Here is a 14967-nt window from a genome sequence, read left to right as displayed (position 1 = left end):
ACTCCGCAGGGTCGAAAAACGCTGCGGATCATAGCACAGGCCCTAGGCGCCCTCAGCTTCGTCGTCGGCCTTGAACTGCCGCGCATGCAGGCGCGCGTAGTAGCCATTGAGGGCGAGCAGTTCCGCATGGCTGCCGCGCTCGACGATGCGCCCGGCATCCATCACCAGGATCTGGTCGGCCTTCTCGATCGTCGAAAGACGATGGGCGATGACCAACGTTGTACGGCCCTTCATCACCACGTCCAGAGCGGCCTGGATGTGCCGCTCGGATTCGGTGTCCAGTGCCGAGGTGGCTTCGTCGAGGATCAGCAACGGCGCATCCTTGAGCAGCGCACGGGCGATCGCCAGGCGCTGCCGCTGGCCGCCGGAAAGCAGTACGCCGTTCTCGCCGACGAGCGTGTCGTAGCCCTGTGGCAGCTTTTCGATGAACTCCGCCGCGTAGGCATCCTCCGCCGCCTTACGCACGGCCTCCGGCGGTGCCGAGGCCAGGTCGCCATAGGCGATGTTGTTGCTCACGGTGTCGTTGAACAGGGTGACGTGCTGGGTCACCAGGGCGATGTGCCGACGCAGGTTGCGCAGGCGATAGTCCTGCACGTCCACGCCATCGAGGGTGATGTGTCCCTTCTCGTGCTGGTAGAAGCGCGGTATCAACCCGGCCAGGGTCGACTTACCGCTGCCCGAGCGCCCGACCAGCGCCACCATCTGCCCCGGTTCCACGGAGAAGGAAATCTCCTCGAGCACCGGCTTGTCGGTGCCTGGGTAGTGGAAGCTCAGTCCCTGAACCTCCAGTCGTCCGCCGACCCGCTCGCGCTCCTGGGTGCCTTCGTCGCTTTCCGGCGCCTCGTCGAGCTGCTCGAAGATGCTGTCTGCGGCGGCGATGCCCTTCTGGATGTTCGCGCTCACTTCCGAGAGCTGGCGAATCGGCTTGGGCAACAGGCCGGCAAGCGTGATATAGGCCACCAAGTCGCCCGCCGAAGCATCGCCGCGCAGAAACAGCACCAGGAACATCAGCACCGCCATGGCGCTGTAGATCACCAGCTGCAGGCTCGGCGTGTAGATCGCGCCGGTCTTGACCATGCGCAGTTGCCGCGCGCGGTTGTCCTCGCTGGCCTTGAAGAAGCGCGCACGCTCGTAGTCCTCGCCGCCGAAGCTGCGCACCACGCGATAGCCCTGAATGGTCTCCGAGGCGACGTGGGTGACATCACCCATGGACGTCTGGATTTTCTTGCTCTGCTTGCGAAACTTCTTGCTGGTGCTGGTCACCATCACGCCGATCACCGGCAGGATGGCGATCATCACCAGGGTCAGCTTCCAGTTCATCCACAGCAGCGTGGCGAAGAGGAAGGCCACCGTCATCCCTTCGCGCACCACGACCTTGACCGCATCGGTGGCGGCGCCGGTGACCATGGTCACGTTGTAGGTGATCCGCGAGATCAGGTGGCCGGAATTGTGGTTGTCGAAATAACGGTTCGGCAACGTCAGGAGATTCTCGAACAGCGCATTGCGCAGGTCCTGCACCAATCCCATCGAGACGCGCGCCAAGTAGAAGTTGCCAAGGAACGAGCCGACGCCCTGCCAAACAGCGATGAGCACGATGAGCAGCGGCACCGCCTGCAGCAACTTGAGCTCGGCCAGCCAGCGCATATCCTGCAGGTAAGGCACTTCGGCGAACAGGTTGGCGTCCGGGTTGCTCAGGCCGTCGACGAAGAACTTGAGCATGTAGCCGAGCATCGGCTGGGTCGAAGCGAAGATCAGGAAGCCGAGGATACTGACCGCGAACATGCCCCAGTACGGCAGGACGTATTTCAGCAGGCGCAGGTACACCTTGAGACTGGACGTGGATGCGCTGCTGGTAGATTCGGACATGGGCACTGCTAGCCTGAACGGGAAGCGCGGAGTGTACCATCGCCCCCCGGAGCGCCCCAACCGACGCGCCTGCCGAGGGTCGCGGCGACAAGACTGTAGTCAACCGCCGAATTCGCCCTCTAGACTATGCGCCCCAACGTCGTCCCGGCCATGCAATGCAGACCCTCACCTGGAACCAGTTCGAAACGCTTAGACAGGGTGCCGACCTGGTGGAACAGGACAGGTACGGCGAGAAGGTCCTCCGCCTTACAGACGGCAGCTTCGTCAAACTGTTCCGCCGCAAGACCTGGTTCTCAAAGAACACCTTCCTGCCGCCAGCCAAGCGCTTCGCGCGCAACGCCGAGGAACTCACCCGACTGGGCATTCCCTGCCCGCGGATCCTCGCGCTCTACAAGCTCAAGCAGCCTTATCGTACGGCGGTCCGCTACCTGCCGCTGGAAGGCCTGACGCTACGCCAATTGCTGGACGGCGATCCGCAACGAGCCAACGAAGAACTGCAGCGGCTGCCGGCGTTCATCGAGCGACTGCATGATCTGGGCATCTATTTCCGCTCGCTGCACCTGGGCAACATCGTCCTCTGCCCGGACGGCCAACTGGGCCTGATCGACATCGCCGACCTGCGCTGCCTGAACCGTCCCCTGCCCAAGAGCATGCGCCGACGCAACTATCATCATCTGCTGCGCTACGAGAAGGATTGGAGCAAGGTGTCGGAGGTGGTGCTGTCAGGGCTGCTTGAAGCGCGGCCCTGAAAGACCCGGCGGCGGCAACCGGCCTCCCTTCTGAGACGAAATGGAATTCCTCCCTGCAGAATCAGGTATTCCTCTAAAGCTTCGCAACATCGGGAACAGGGGGCCAGCAGAAAAGCCCCGCCACCTACGCTCCCCCTGCACAAGCCCACAGACGGCCAAACGGGAGGTGGAACAGCATGAGGCTTGCCCCGCACCGGGTCAAAGGCTGGCTTTCAAGTCGGCCAGTGTGTCCAGTAGCGTCATCGGGTCGAGCGAGGATGGTTCAAAGATCTGCTCATAAAAACGTCTTGGCGCTAGTCGAAAGTGCATGCACGACAACCCCGCGAATCCCGATGCCGTCGGCCGCTTGAAGGATACGCAACCTGGCATGTTTCACCAGAGCGCGCCCGATACCTCGGCCCTGCGGATACTTGGTCGACGGCGAGCCTGTCAAGAACTATCACCGGGAGCGGGTCCGGAATATTGCGTCGGAAGTGGCCTGGGGAAGCGTCCACCGCTATCGCGCTCGAGGCCAGCGCATATTAGGCTACCACGCGCCCATCGTCACAGGCGACAACGGTTCGCGATGCACCGGTAGCCTGGTTCTTCAGGGCACGGCGCTTTAACCACTGATCCAGGCCGTCCATACCAGAGTCGAAAGCTTCAATATTGTGGTGCGCTGCCAGAGGTTCCAGCGCTGATACCGTCATGCCTTTTTCCCACGGTGCGGGCGTCTGCATTGTCTTGCGCAGCCGTTCGTTCGGCTGCGGTGGCATGTCCAACTCGCCAGAAAGGCCGCGTAGGCTTCCGGACCAGCGGAAATAATGGCCTGATCCAGTAGTGCTCCTCGGCCGTGGATCGCGCGGCGTCCATTACAAAATCGGTGCGATTCTTGCCGCGTGCCTTGGCTGCACGGTCGATCAGGCTCCGATCCTCGGGCTTGATGCGGATGTTCAGCGTTTCCCGCTTGCCAGGTGATCTGTTAACTGTCGGTATAGCTCAATCTCCTGCGGTTTTATGTAGCGTACCTCCTCGTAATGTAATAGTTATTACGAACATTCGCTCGGTATTGTTGAATCGCCGCCCCCCCCCCCCGAGTCGGGCCCCGGGGTTTCGTCCAATTGCTCGAAGATACTCTTGCCCCCCGCCAAGCCCTTCTGATCGTGGAACTGACCTCGGACAGCAGGCGAATCGGCTTCGGCACGGCAAACGCGCAGATCTACAGCCTGATCGAGACCGCCAAGGCCAACGGACAAGAGCCTTACGCCTGGCTACGCCATGTGCTCGAACACCTACAAACCGCCAACTGCGTCGAAGACTACGAGGCGCTGTTACCCTTGAACTGTTATCCGACGCCTGCATCCTGACAGTTGAGCCACAGTTGCAGAAGGGTGTACTTCGTGGATCGGATACGAAGCTAGAGAGCGGGGTGGCCTTCCCTGCAGATTGTGGCATGTGAATTTCCATCCCAAACGGAGTCATATATTCTAGTATGCCTATCGGCGATGCTGGTGGAATCCGATGCAGCCGTTACCCGCGTGGCGGGAGTTTTCGAATCGACCCGCCACCTTCAATTCGAACCTGAACAATGAATAAGATGAATAAACGAACCTTCCGTGAAAAACTAAGGGCCGCGAACCGACGAAGAAAGACGCTTCAGCGGTCGCTGCTTCTATGTCTAAAGGCATTCAAATTCAAGCGGACCCCAATCCCACCGCCTTCCGAGGCGGCAAATATCGGAATCCTGAACTACCCCGCAGGCATAGGAGATCTCATAGTCGCCACAGGCTTCATCCGAGAACTAAAGGCCTACGGACATGAGGTCTATGTATTTTCCACAGAAGAGAATTTAAGCATCCTTAAAGGAAACCCCAATATAAAACAACTGGTCACCATCAACAAAGATAACCATACAGCCTCCCCCATCCCCACCACCATAGACCTATTGATAGACCCATTCTGGGAAAACCATACAAGACGCCTCGAAAAAACAATAACAACTATAAACTCGATAAAACACAAACACTGCATCAGCTTCAACAAAAGCAAGACGCTCAGAATATATGATACATCAATAACCTACAAAAAGTATCAATCCCACGTCACCGAAAAGTTCTCCGCACTCCTAGAGAAACTAAAAATACCATACCAAGACCTGAGCTATGACATATTCCAACTTGAACAACAAAAAATAAAAACCCGCCAAATCCTGGCGGAATACACCTATGAAAAGCTCATTGTATTTTGTCCTTTTGCGTCAACCCAAGTCAGGAGCCTAACTCAGGAGCAGACAGAACGGCTAATCCTCGAACTAAGCCAGATTGAGAACTGCCTCACCTTAATCACCGGAGAAAAAAGCAAGCTGGCGGCTCTCATCCCAACCAAGAACGTCATCAAGGTCGAAACATCGGAGATTATCGAACTCGTTCCTTTTATCGACCTGGCGACACTCTTGATCTCTGTGGACACATCCATAGTCCACCTTGCAAAGGCACTAGACAAGAGGCTCATCTGCGTCTACAGCAGTGAGGAAAAGGAGGGGTTCGAGCATAACTTCGTATGGGGACCAGGGTATGACAATGCAATCCAGATGATTGCTCCTGGGCGAACGGCGGCCAATATGCCCCCCTCAGCAATCATGGCGCAGGTCCGTCAGGAATTGCTGAAACCAGAGAAACGAGATGACAACAGCGAGATTGCAAAACGCATAGACACTCACTTGACGTAGACTTTATCCTCCCGCAACCTGCGAAGACGAGATAGCTTTACCGCACGATTCGCAGGTTTGCTAAGACATACCACGCAGCCCATCTATTTTTTGAGAACCTTCTTGAAACCCAGAAAATAGAGCGGCATACGCAGGTAGAACTTAAACTTTTTCCTCAAAAGCTTGAAGCGACTGTAGGTAGACCACTTCTCATCGAAGATGAACTTTGCCTTTCTGGTAATCATCAACTGCTGAAACGTGGGCTGAGTCAACAGTGTTTGGCTATCCAGATGGTCGACCACCGCATCCGTCACCAAACCATGCAGCAGACCATGCTGCTCTAAGGTTCGCGCGTAGTCATCATCGGCATACCAGAAATAGAATCGCTCATCGAGCAGGCCCGTAATGTCGAGCATTTCGCGCCTGAAAACCAGGCACCAGCCAGCTATTTCACGCAGTACGCCATAACCGTAATGAATGCCACTATCGATAGGAAAGCCATTGCGCGGATGGTGCAGTGAGCACGCCGGGCTCACGCTGTAAAGACGCTCATCCAAAGAGAATGCCCGCAGCAGGCTGCTCGCCCAGCCGACATGGAAATCGAGGTCGTTATTGCAGATGGCCACGAATGGACTATCGCCTCTAACTATTCCCTGATTCATGTAGCGATGGTAATTGAACGGTGGCGGTAGATAGAGCGTTTCTACGTCTTCGAAGGCGTAAGCCGGAGCGCCATGGTTAGATTCTATGACGATAACGTTAAAACGAATTTTCTGTGGATCCTCGGACGCCAACAGAGTTCGCAAACAATGCTCAGTCATCTGACGCAGAGTTTCATTTTTTGCGAAACTCAATATCACCACATCAATGTGCACAGACCCTAATCGCGAAGCGTTATTTTCTTCCGGCGGCACAAGATTAGGCATCGTTCTCTCTCATATGGCGGCGCTTGATTAATAGGTGCCGGACACGCTTTATCAACTGACGGTCCCATTGTTTAAGGGGGACTTGTCGCAGCAGCCACCAAGCATAAGTTTTGTCATCGGTAACCGCTAGGCGCAATGCTTTGGTGATAAGCCGCGCCTTGGCTGAAGAATAGGCAGGATGAGTACGATAGGCGTCGATGACTTGCAAGCCATAGTCGTACTCGGACTTGTAGTTCTTCGACAGGCTGTAGGGATGCTTGCGATAAAGCGTCACGACATCGGGCAGCACGTCCACAAAATACCCCGCATGAGCCACCTTCAAGGTCATCTGGAAATCTTGCACCTTAATGGTTGAGTCATAACCGCCGACCGCAAGCATCGCATCACGCCGATACACAGCGATATTGCCGCCAACAACCAGCGCCATAGCCAGCGCCTGAGGGAAGTCATATCGGCGCACACGACGTTTCTTGTCCTTCTTGGGCAGCAGCTCGCCTTGCTGGTCTATCCGCCAGGCCACGCCCCCTAAGCAGCCTACCTCTGGGTGCTCGGCCATGTAAGCCGCCTGGACACTAAGCCGACCGGTGGGCATGATATCGTCGGCATCGAAAGTCGCCACGAAATCCCCTCGGGCCAATGCCAACCCCGTATTCAAGGCAGCACTGACCCCCTGGTTTTCCTGGCGTACGAATGTGACGCGCGTTACGACGCTGGAAGGGCTGGCAGCCTCCAGCGTACGCTCAATGACCTGTACGCTGTCATCGCTGGAGCCATCGTCGACCACGATGAGCTCGAAGTTCTCATAATCTTGCGACAGGACACTACACAGAGCTTCGCCCACGTAGGCGGCATAGTTGTAACAAGGCACGATCACGGAGATGAGCGGCATTTCCACCCGGCTCATGGGGCAAGCCCTTCAGAGCAAGGGCGCCAGCCTTCGTGATCGACCCGCCAGGCGTCTGAGCGATGCAATCCCTCGGGTCCCAATAAGCTCTCCACGGGGCGCTCCTTCCAGTGTGTATTCTTCCAAACCATGAAATGAAGGTAAGGCAGCGTACGACTTCCCATTTCGGTGTTGGTAAGACACCCGTCCCTATAAACCCATGCATCAGCCACGATGCGGCGTCCATCATCGTGGAGTGTATAGGTGCTGTGCGCCTCGATGAACTCGCTGCGTCGACTCCATGGATTCAGCAATGATGCCAGCCGGCGCATAGGCTCTGGCCAATTCTTGTAGCGCACGAACAAGCGGCTGAATGCGCCTTCGTCGAGCGCTTGATGCTCTTCGCACTCATAACGAACCTGCCAGTCAGGAATACGCCGGAACGCATTGCGCATGACCGCATTGTTACGAATAAGGCAGAGATGGCCAGAGACTCTGCGCGAATGGGTGGAGAAGAGATCCTTGGCGGCGAGCCGATCAACGGTGAAGTATTGCCGTAGATCGCCGTACACTACATCAATGTCGCCGAACGCCCAGAAATCATAGCCTTCCAGTACGTCCTGATGTATTGCGCCCAACGCTGGCTTGATATCGCATAGTTTGTAGGCATTGCTTGGACGGAAATCGATGTTCAATCGCTCCGAAACATGCGAACAGTAATCAGCGAAGCTGATAGGAACGAAGCGTACGTTCGCCGGGGCGTCATCGGGTGCGCCACAATCAGTGAACAACAGCCAGTCGATGCTTGGATTACGTCGGCAGCTCTCTAGAAAAAAATCAAACCAGAATGGCCATTCACCGAAATAAGGAATCACAAAGCGTATACGCGGCAACCCGTCCTTCAGGGCTGGAAACATCGTCATCAATAAGATCCTGGGTTATCAGTGGAACGCAGACAAAGCAGGTAACGCCCAGAAACGCCCAGAAACGGCGGTATCGGAAAACACCTCGGTCAAACGCGCCCGCATTGCAGAGCGGCAGTGTTCGAGCGACTCCGGTGTGCGGCGGGCTGCGGCAGTGAGTTCGGCAGAAAGTACCTCCGTATTCCCCAAGGGAAACAGCGTTCCAACTCCCGCCACCACCTCTCGTCCGCCACCACAATCGGAGCAAAGGACAGGGACGCCTGCGACCATCGCTTCCAGTAAAACCATACCGAACGGTTCGTGATCGGAGCTTAATGCGAAGACATCGAATGCTTTGAAGTAGTATTTCGCGTTAGCAATTTGCCCTAGAAAGCACACGGAATTTTCGACGCCTAGCTCCTGCGCAAGGCTTTTCAGCTCGCCCTCTAGACGACCTTGTCCAGCGATGACCAGCAGGCCTCCTGCCGGCAACTCCGGCAGCGCCCTGGCAAAGCCGCGAATAAGAGTAGCCTGGTCCTTGTCCGGATGCAGGCGACCTACGTTGCCGACAATCCAGGCGTCGTCAGGCAAGCCTAGATGTCCTCGGGCTTGTTCGCGAGTGACCTGACGAGCCTGCAAAGCAGCGACATCGATTCGGTTGTACAAGGTTTCGATACGCGAGTCTGGCCACCTCGGCAAGCTCGCACGCAGGTCGTCACGCACCGCATCGGACACCCCCAGCAGCATCAGGCGTTTGCGCGCGGCGTTGGCAAACCATTGCCGAAAACGACGGCGGTAGACTCCAAAGGCATGATTGACTCCGATGACTGGCAAACGAGTTGCGATGCACGCGATGTAGGTCGGCTTGAAGCGGTGAGCAATACACAGCGCAAACGCTCGACTTCGGGCGAGGCGAGAAATCTCATGAATAGCGCGCAGCTTCAGGCCCCGCAGATCACGCGAGTCGTACTGCAAAAAAATCACCTCATCGGAGGCAGAACCGGTCTCGACTTCGGCATCCCGGACGCCCGTCAGATAAATCGTCAGCACCTTGTAACGGGTACCGGCGAAGAGACGCGCGTATTGCCGAGCACAATCCAAGAAAGGCCCGTCGTAACCATGGCAAATCTGCAATACCCAGGGCTCAGGGCTGCGCATTGGGGGCCACACCAACCTTGGTCACCAAAATGTCTTCCATGATCAGATACTGCAGGTCCGAGCCGTAGAACATGTTCAGCGCATCGGTCGGCGAGCAGATCATCGGCTCGCCGCGACGGTTGAGCGAGGTGTTCAGCGAGACGCCGTTGCCGGTGAGCTTTTCCAGTTCGAGCATCAGGTCGTACCAGCGCGGGTTGAAGCGCCGCTCCAGCACCTGGGCGCGGGAGGTGCCGTCCTCGTGGACGACTTCGCCGACGCGGTTCTTCCACTCGTCGTTGACCTCGAAGGTGAAGGTCATGAACGGGCTGGGGTGGTCGACCTTGAGCATCTGCGCGGCGACCGTATCGAGCATCGACGGACAGAAGGGTCTCCAGCGTTCGCGGAACTTGATCTGCGCGTTGATGCGATCGGCCACGCCCGGCACGCTCGGGCAACCGATGATCGAGCGACCGCCGAGGGCGCGCGGGCCGAATTCCATGCGACCCTGGAACCAGGCCACCGGGTTGCCATCGACCATGATCTGGGCGATGCGCTCGGGCACGTCGTCGATTTTCTGCCATTGCGGCTGGTTCGGATGGCGGGCGCAGGCGGCGATGACATCCTCGTTGGAGTAGGCCGGGCCGAGGTAGACGTGCTCCATCTTCTCCACCGGCACGCCACGGGCGTGGGACACATAGGCTGCCGCGCCGACCGCGGTGCCGGCATCGCCGGAGGCCGGTTGCACGAACAGCTCCTTGACCTCGGGGCGGGCAATGATCTTCTGGTTGAGCTTGACGTTCAGCGCGCAGCCGCCGGCGAAGGCGATCTTGCCGGTCTCGCGGATGATGTCACCCAGGTAGTAGTCCATCATCTGCAGCGCCAGTTTCTCGAACAGCGCCTGCATGCTCGCGGCATAGTGGATGTAGGGATCGTCGGCGATGTCGCCTTCACGCTTGGGCCCCAGCCACTCGATCAGCTTGGGCGAGAAGTAGTAGCCCTTGCCCTTTTCCTTGTAGCGGCGGAAGCCGATGACGTTGGCGTAGTCGGTGTTGATCACCAGTTCGCCGTTCTCGAACTTGGCCAGGCGCGAGAAATCGTACTTGGCGGCGTCGCCGTAGGGCGCCATGCCCATCACCTTGAACTCGCCGTCGAGCATCTCGAAGCCCAGGTACTCGGTGATCGCGCCATAGAGGCCGCCGAGGGAGTCCGGGTCGAAGAACTCCTTGATCTTGTGGATCTTGCCGTTCTCGCCGTAGCCGAAGAAGGTCGTGGCGTACTCGCCCTTGCCGTCGATGCCGAGGATCGCGGTCTTCTCCTGGAACCCCGAGCAGTGGTAGGCACTGGAGGCGTGCGCCAGGTGGTGCTCGACCGGTTCGAGCTTGACCTTCTTCAGGTCGAAGCCGAGCTGCTGCAGGCACCACTGGATGCGCTTCTTGTAGCGATGGAAACGCCGGTTGCCGGCAAAGATCGCATCCAGTGCGCGGTCGGGCGCATACCAGTAGCGCTTGGCGTAGTGCCAGCGCGCCGGGCCGAGGATGCTGATCGGGGCGTAGGGAATCGCCACCACGTCGACCTGGTCGGGCGTGATGCCGGCCTGCTCCAGGCAGAACTTCGCGGACTCGTAGGGCATGCGGTTCTTCGCATGCTTGTCGCGCACGAAGCGCTCCTCCTCCACGGCGGCGATCAGTTTGCCGTCGATGTACAGGGCGGCGGAGGGGTCATGGCTCAGCGAGCCGGACAGGCCGAGGATGGTCAGGGACACGGATCGAAACCTCTTCAAAGCAGCGCGACGCCAGGGACGCCGACAGGCCTGCACAGCGCCCCGTCGAGGGGCTCGTTATCGCAGGCTCAAGCACTCGGCTCGAGACTGCCCTTGGGTAGACGCTCATCCAGCAGGCGATACAGCGGCGAGTCGACCGGCCAGTTGCGCAGCAGGCGCTGGCGATCCCGGGCGTGGGCCTGCTCGAAGGCGGCTCCCGGGGCACAGCGACGCAGCGCGTCCAGATCGATCAGCGCCCAGCGGCCGTCCCGCCAGAGCAGGTTGGTCCCCTTGAGATCGCCATGCACGATGCCCTCACGATGCAGGTCATCGAACAGCGTCACCAGCGCCTGCACCTCCGTCTCCGGAGGCAACTGCGGCGCGTGGGACGCGAAACGCGAGATTATATCCTCGCCAGGCAGGTATTCGGTAACCAGGTAGCCGCCATGCCGCAGACCAAGCGTGCGGCGCTCCAGCACCGCCAGCGGTTGCGGTGTGGCGATGTCGAGAAACGCCAGGCGATTGCCCTGCAACCAGCTGTGCCAGGCCCGGCTCGGACGCAGGCAGCGACGCAGGAAATGCCCCACGCCCTTGATGTTGTAGCGCTTGACCACCAGGGGGCGACCCTCGACCTCGACCCGGCAGACGCTGGCACTCCCGCCACGCTTGAGCCATTCGCCCGCGTCCATGAAGCGCTCCGGATCGGCCAGCAACGGCGCCAGCGCCTCGCGCTCCTCACGCCGTACCACCTGCAACCCTCGCGGATCGGCAGGCACGGCGAAGGCCGTGCAATCACGCCCCAGCTTGCCGAGAAAGGCCTGCAGGCGCCCGCCGCGTGCCTTGCGCACTTCGCGCAGCAACGCTTCGAGCGGCAGTGCGTGCTCGCTGTTGGCGAGCAGGTAGAACACCAGCGATTCTTCGATGTAGGCGTCGAAACGCGACGGCAGTTGGGCGAAGAACAGGCCAAGGTTCTCCAGCACCCGCTGCCGAGACAGCGGCCGTCCTGGCTGCTCGGCGCGTACACCGCCACCGTCCACCAACCATAGCTGTCCGGCCTGACGCAGCAGGTTGTCCAGGTGCAGATCGCCCTGCCAGAGCCCACGCGCGTGCAGCGCCGCGATCAGCCCGAGGGCCTCGCCGAGCAACTGCTGCTGCGCCTCGCTCAGCGGCGGCTGCGCAGCCAGCGGCTGCCACTCGTCCCACAGGCTTCGGGCACCTTCCAGGTAATCGAACAACAGCCAGCCGCCCTGCCCCTCCTGGAAACCTTCCGCCACCAGCGCCGGGGTCGGCAACGCTTGGTCGAGCAGGTGCCGCACGCCCTCGCGCTCGCGCTGGAAGTGCCGCTCGGCGCGGCCACCGACCATCAGCTTGGCCAGCACTGGACGTCCGTCGCATTCGCCGCGCGCGACATAGCGCTGCCCCGGCAGCACCCGCAGCCAGGTCAGCAGGGTCACCCGCTGCCCCGCCAGTTGCAGTTCGCAGGGCAGCCCGGGGGAACGGCCGGCACGCGCCAGTTCGGTGAGGGTCATGCCACGCCCCCCTGTTCGAGCCGGCGCAGCTTGAGCGCCACGAACCAGGGCTCGGGATCGACGCCCTCGCCGAGGTAGGCCGCGAGGAACGCCAGCACCTCGCCACGCCCCCAGGCCGGCGAGCGGCGCAGCAGCGGCTCCAGGTCACGCAGACGGCCGCGGCGACCCCACAGCCGGCGACTCTTTTCCAGATCGATGAAGCGCGCGTCGAAACCTTCGCCCTGCGGCCGCAGGAACAGGTGCTTGGGATAGGCGCTGGCGTGGCGCAAACCGGCGTCATGCAGGTGCGCCATCAGGCGTCCGCAGGCACTGACGATGGCCTGCCGCTGGGGCTCGGGCAACTGAGGCCAGCACGCCTGCCAGGCGGCCAGGTCCTGCCAGCCATCCAGGGCGCGGGTAAGCAGGATCGCGCGTTGCTCGCCCTGCACCCGGCGCATGCCGAAGTAGGCTGCCTCCAGTGCCGGAACCCCAGCCGCCTGGTAGCGCTGGATGTTGAACCACTCGTGCGCCAGGGTGGGCTCGCCGAAAGGATGCCGCAGGCTGCGAATCAGATGGTCGCGCTGCCGCTTGAGGTAATAGGCGGCGCCGTCGAGCTCCAGGCGGAAGACCGCGCTCCAGCCCCCGCGGTCGGTGTTGGGTGCGTCCACGGCTTCCAACGGCAGCGTCCACAGTGCCTCGAAGCTCTCCAGGCCGGCGCGCGCCAGGCGTTCGCGATCGGCGCTGGCGATGAAGTCGCTCATTCGCGTCCCTCGAAGTAATCCAGGATCTGTCGGACCTGACGCTTGTCGCCCTCATTCAGGCGCGTATGCCCGCGATAGTCGAGGAAGAAGCGCAGGCGCTGGGTGCGCGACAATTGATACTTGGCGACCTTGTCCAGGCACGCCAGGTCCTTGACGATGCGCCGGCGCAGCAGCGGGCCGAACCAGAAGCCCCCGGTCGGGCAGTCGATCAGGTACAGCCGCGCCCGCTCGTCGACCAGCAGGTTGCGCCACTTCAGATCGTTATGGGCGAAGTGATGGGCGTGCAGGGTGCGGGTGGCCTGCGCCAGTTGCGTACTGATGGCGGCAACCCAGGCGGCATCCTGCAGACGCGGGTCCGCCTTGCGCGCCAGGTCGGCCAGGTCGCGGGTATCGGGCACCTCGCGGGTAATCATGGCGCCGCGGGCGAAACTCAACCCACGACGCTCCAGCCCCCGCGCCAGCACCGGCACGCTGGGCACCCCCCAGGCGGCGAAGCGCTCGAGGTTGAGCCATTCGCTGTGGATGCGTGGACGTCCGAGCCAGCGGCGCAAGCCCTTGGCGGCGCTGTAGCGCTTGACGTAGTAGCAGGCCCCCGCGCGTTGCAGGCGAATCACCTCGGACTCGCCATCGGCCGCGACCCGCTCGCCCTCCAGGGCGAAGACGCGATCGAGGCTGGCAAACCATTCACGCTCCGCGGCGCTGGCGTCGGCGGCCAGGTACCAGGCGGTCATGCATCGCTCCCGGGTGCGTACTTGCGCCGGTAGCGCGCCATCAGGCGCTCGCCACGGCGAGCCAGCCAACCGATCAGCGGCGCCTGCTGGCGCAGCACCTGGCGCAGCGGCGCGTCGAAATAGACCTGCAGGAAGCGCAGCCGATCTCGCGCCGTCAGGCCGATCTCCAGGCTGGAGAAATACAACCCGGCCAGGTCCTTGTCACGCCAGCGGCGCGGCACACGGTCGCGCGTCTGCGCCCGGTGCAGGTCGATGATCGACAGCCGCGGCGACTCCAGCGGCGCATCGGTATGCAACATGAAATGGCAGATGTAGCAGTCTCGATGGTTGACGCCAGCACGGTGCATCTCACGCGCCAGGCGTGCCACCTCATTGACCAACGCACGCTTGAAGCTCGGCGTCGGCGGCTGTTCGCGCCAGCCGGCGGCCAATTGCTCCAGGTCCAGCGTCGGCGCCAGCTCCTCGGTGACGATGAAGGAATGCTGCCGAGCCGGATCGCTGCCGCGCTCACCGAAGGCCACGGCGGTCATGGTCGGCACACCGGCCTCGTGCAGGCGGCGGATGGCCGTCCACTCCTGGCCGGCACCGAGCACCGGGCGCTTGCCGCTGACCAGGTTCTTGAGGATCTCCCGCCAGCCGACACCGCGGTGAATCTTGACGAAATAGCCGCGCCCGTCGACCTCGGTACGCAGGGTCCGGCGCGCCTCCAGTTCGCGATAGACCACGCCCTGCAGGCGCTCGACCTCGACGAACGGGTCCTTGCCTTGCCAGAGACTCTTGAAGGGTTCGCAGAGGTTCAGGCGCATGGGTTCCCCCTCTCCCCCAACCCCTCTCCCACGAGGGGAGAGGGGAGCGGATCACTCCCGCACAAGCCCCTCTCCCCCAGCCCTTCTCCCGCGAGGGCAGAGGGCAGCAGATCACTCCCGTACAAGTCACCCTCCCCCAGCCCTTCTCCCGCGAGGGCAGAGGGGAGCAGATCACTCCCGTACAAGCCCCTCTCCCCTCGCGGGAGAGGGGTTGGGGAGAGGGGGCGACGGCCATGCTGCGGACCGCAAGAAA

At 60.8% G+C, this 14967-nt stretch carries 14 protein-coding genes and 2 pseudogenes; 3 read left to right on the top strand and 13 right to left on the bottom strand.

Features of this window, described 5'->3' with window-relative positions; translation table 11 throughout:
* Nucleotides 1–42 precede the first annotated feature (42 nt).
* A complete protein-coding gene (msbA, locus tag ACYRGX_RS06565; protein ID WP_473055803.1) occupies nucleotides 43–1866 on the bottom strand; it encodes a lipid A export permease/ATP-binding protein MsbA in 1824 nt (607 codons plus the stop codon).
* A 155-nt stretch (nucleotides 1867–2021) separates the two neighbouring features.
* Here msbA and ACYRGX_RS06560 point away from each other — a divergent pair, with 155 nt between their 5' ends.
* Nucleotides 2022–2615: a BUD32 family EKC/KEOPS complex subunit gene (locus tag ACYRGX_RS06560; protein ID WP_473055802.1), complete on the top strand. Its 594-nt coding sequence runs from the start codon at nucleotides 2022–2024 to the stop codon at nucleotides 2613–2615.
* Between the two features lie 521 nt (nucleotides 2616–3136).
* On the opposite strand, the gene ACYRGX_RS06555 is transcribed toward ACYRGX_RS06560, so the two are convergent.
* From ACYRGX_RS06555 to ACYRGX_RS06545, 3 genes and pseudogenes are all read right to left on the bottom strand, one after another.
* Nucleotides 3137–3370 carry a hypothetical protein gene (locus ACYRGX_RS06555; RefSeq protein ID WP_473055801.1) on the bottom strand — a complete coding sequence of 78 codons (234 nt, stop codon included), beginning with the start codon at nucleotides 3368–3370 and terminating at the stop codon, nucleotides 3137–3139.
* Complete coding sequence (locus tag ACYRGX_RS06550; protein ID WP_473056643.1) at nucleotides 3258–3515, bottom strand: type II toxin -antitoxin system TacA 1-like antitoxin; 258 nt, start codon at nucleotides 3513–3515, stop codon at nucleotides 3258–3260. Before ACYRGX_RS06550 ends, ACYRGX_RS06555 begins: the two co-directional genes overlap by 113 nt.
* Before the next feature lie 170 nt (nucleotides 3516–3685).
* A pseudogene (locus tag ACYRGX_RS06545) lies at nucleotides 3686–3798 on the bottom strand (hypothetical protein); the annotation flags it as partial.
* Between ACYRGX_RS06545 and ACYRGX_RS06540 the strand changes: the two are divergent.
* Nucleotides 3797–3961, top strand: a pseudogene (locus ACYRGX_RS06540) (transposase domain-containing protein); the annotation flags it as partial. The pseudogenes ACYRGX_RS06545 and ACYRGX_RS06540 sit on opposite strands and share 2 nt — an antisense overlap.
* 221 nt (nucleotides 3962–4182) lie before the next feature.
* A complete protein-coding gene (locus ACYRGX_RS06535; protein WP_473055800.1) occupies nucleotides 4183–5322 on the top strand; it encodes a glycosyltransferase family 9 protein in 1140 nt (379 codons plus the stop codon).
* An 83-nt stretch (nucleotides 5323–5405) separates the two neighbouring features.
* Here the strand turns inward: ACYRGX_RS06535 and ACYRGX_RS06530 are convergent, their stop codons facing one another.
* The 9 genes from ACYRGX_RS06530 to rfaP form a co-directional block, all read right to left on the bottom strand.
* Nucleotides 5406–6227, bottom strand: a complete 822-nt coding sequence (locus ACYRGX_RS06530; protein ID WP_473055799.1) for a glycosyltransferase family 2 protein — start codon at nucleotides 6225–6227, stop codon at nucleotides 5406–5408.
* A complete protein-coding gene (locus tag ACYRGX_RS06525) occupies nucleotides 6220–7131 on the bottom strand; it encodes a glycosyltransferase family 2 protein (RefSeq protein WP_473055798.1) in 912 nt (303 codons plus the stop codon). Before ACYRGX_RS06525 ends, ACYRGX_RS06530 begins: the two co-directional genes overlap by 8 nt.
* A complete protein-coding gene (locus ACYRGX_RS06520) occupies nucleotides 7128–8033 on the bottom strand; it encodes a DUF6625 family protein (RefSeq protein ID WP_473055797.1) in 906 nt (301 codons plus the stop codon). Before ACYRGX_RS06520 ends, ACYRGX_RS06525 begins: the two co-directional genes overlap by 4 nt.
* An 18-nt stretch (nucleotides 8034–8051) precedes the next feature.
* A complete protein-coding gene (locus tag ACYRGX_RS06515; RefSeq protein WP_473055796.1) occupies nucleotides 8052–9170 on the bottom strand; it encodes a glycosyltransferase in 1119 nt (372 codons plus the stop codon).
* Nucleotides 9157–10911 (bottom strand): carbamoyltransferase family protein, encoded by a 1755-nt coding sequence (locus tag ACYRGX_RS06510; RefSeq protein WP_473055795.1) that lies wholly within the window; start codon nucleotides 10909–10911, stop codon nucleotides 9157–9159. Before ACYRGX_RS06510 ends, ACYRGX_RS06515 begins: the two co-directional genes overlap by 14 nt.
* 86 nt (nucleotides 10912–10997) lie before the next feature.
* On the bottom strand, nucleotides 10998–12437 hold the full coding sequence (locus ACYRGX_RS06505; RefSeq protein ID WP_473055794.1) for a lipopolysaccharide kinase InaA family protein: 1440 nt from the start codon (nucleotides 12435–12437) through the stop codon (nucleotides 10998–11000).
* A complete protein-coding gene (locus ACYRGX_RS06500; protein ID WP_473055793.1) occupies nucleotides 12434–13177 on the bottom strand; it encodes a lipopolysaccharide kinase InaA family protein in 744 nt (247 codons plus the stop codon). The genes ACYRGX_RS06505 and ACYRGX_RS06500 overlap by 4 nt, the downstream gene beginning before the upstream one ends.
* On the bottom strand, nucleotides 13174–13908 hold the full coding sequence (locus tag ACYRGX_RS06495) for a lipopolysaccharide kinase InaA family protein (RefSeq protein WP_473055792.1): 735 nt from the start codon (nucleotides 13906–13908) through the stop codon (nucleotides 13174–13176). The genes ACYRGX_RS06500 and ACYRGX_RS06495 overlap by 4 nt, the downstream gene beginning before the upstream one ends.
* Nucleotides 13905–14714: a lipopolysaccharide core heptose(I) kinase RfaP gene (gene rfaP / locus ACYRGX_RS06490; protein ID WP_473055791.1), complete on the bottom strand. Its 810-nt coding sequence runs from the start codon at nucleotides 14712–14714 to the stop codon at nucleotides 13905–13907. The genes ACYRGX_RS06495 and rfaP overlap by 4 nt, the downstream gene beginning before the upstream one ends.
* Nucleotides 14715–14967 lie beyond the last annotated feature (253 nt).

The organism is Pseudomonas sp. R4-15 (assembly GCF_055768815.1).
This window is presented reverse-complemented; position numbering and strand designations above follow the sequence as displayed.

Excerpts from the sequence above, each read along its gene's own strand:
- ACYRGX_RS06555 (WP_473055801.1), bottom strand. The coding sequence starts at position 3,370 with ATGCCACCGCAGCCGAACGAACGGCTGCGCAAGACAATGCAGACGCCC.
- rfaP (WP_473055791.1), bottom strand. The coding sequence starts at position 14,714 with ATGCGCCTGAACCTCTGCGAACCCTTCAAGAGTCTCTGGCAAGGCAAG.
- ACYRGX_RS06495 (WP_473055792.1), bottom strand. The coding sequence starts at position 13,908 with ATGACCGCCTGGTACCTGGCCGCCGACGCCAGCGCCGCGGAGCGTGAA.
- ACYRGX_RS06515 (WP_473055796.1), bottom strand. The coding sequence starts at position 9,170 with ATGCGCAGCCCTGAGCCCTGGGTATTGCAGATTTGCCATGGTTACGAC.
- ACYRGX_RS06525 (WP_473055798.1), bottom strand. The coding sequence starts at position 7,131 with ATGAGCCGGGTGGAAATGCCGCTCATCTCCGTGATCGTGCCTTGTTAC.
- ACYRGX_RS06505 (WP_473055794.1), bottom strand. The coding sequence starts at position 12,437 with ATGACCCTCACCGAACTGGCGCGTGCCGGCCGTTCCCCCGGGCTGCCC.
- ACYRGX_RS06500 (WP_473055793.1), bottom strand. The coding sequence starts at position 13,177 with ATGAGCGACTTCATCGCCAGCGCCGATCGCGAACGCCTGGCGCGCGCC.
- ACYRGX_RS06560 (WP_473055802.1), top strand. The coding sequence starts at position 2,022 with ATGCAGACCCTCACCTGGAACCAGTTCGAAACGCTTAGACAGGGTGCC.
- msbA (WP_473055803.1), bottom strand. The coding sequence starts at position 1,866 with ATGTCCGAATCTACCAGCAGCGCATCCACGTCCAGTCTCAAGGTGTAC.
- ACYRGX_RS06530 (WP_473055799.1), bottom strand. The coding sequence starts at position 6,227 with ATGCCTAATCTTGTGCCGCCGGAAGAAAATAACGCTTCGCGATTAGGG.
- ACYRGX_RS06520 (WP_473055797.1), bottom strand. The coding sequence starts at position 8,033 with ATGACGATGTTTCCAGCCCTGAAGGACGGGTTGCCGCGTATACGCTTT.
- ACYRGX_RS06535 (WP_473055800.1), top strand. The coding sequence starts at position 4,183 with ATGAATAAGATGAATAAACGAACCTTCCGTGAAAAACTAAGGGCCGCG.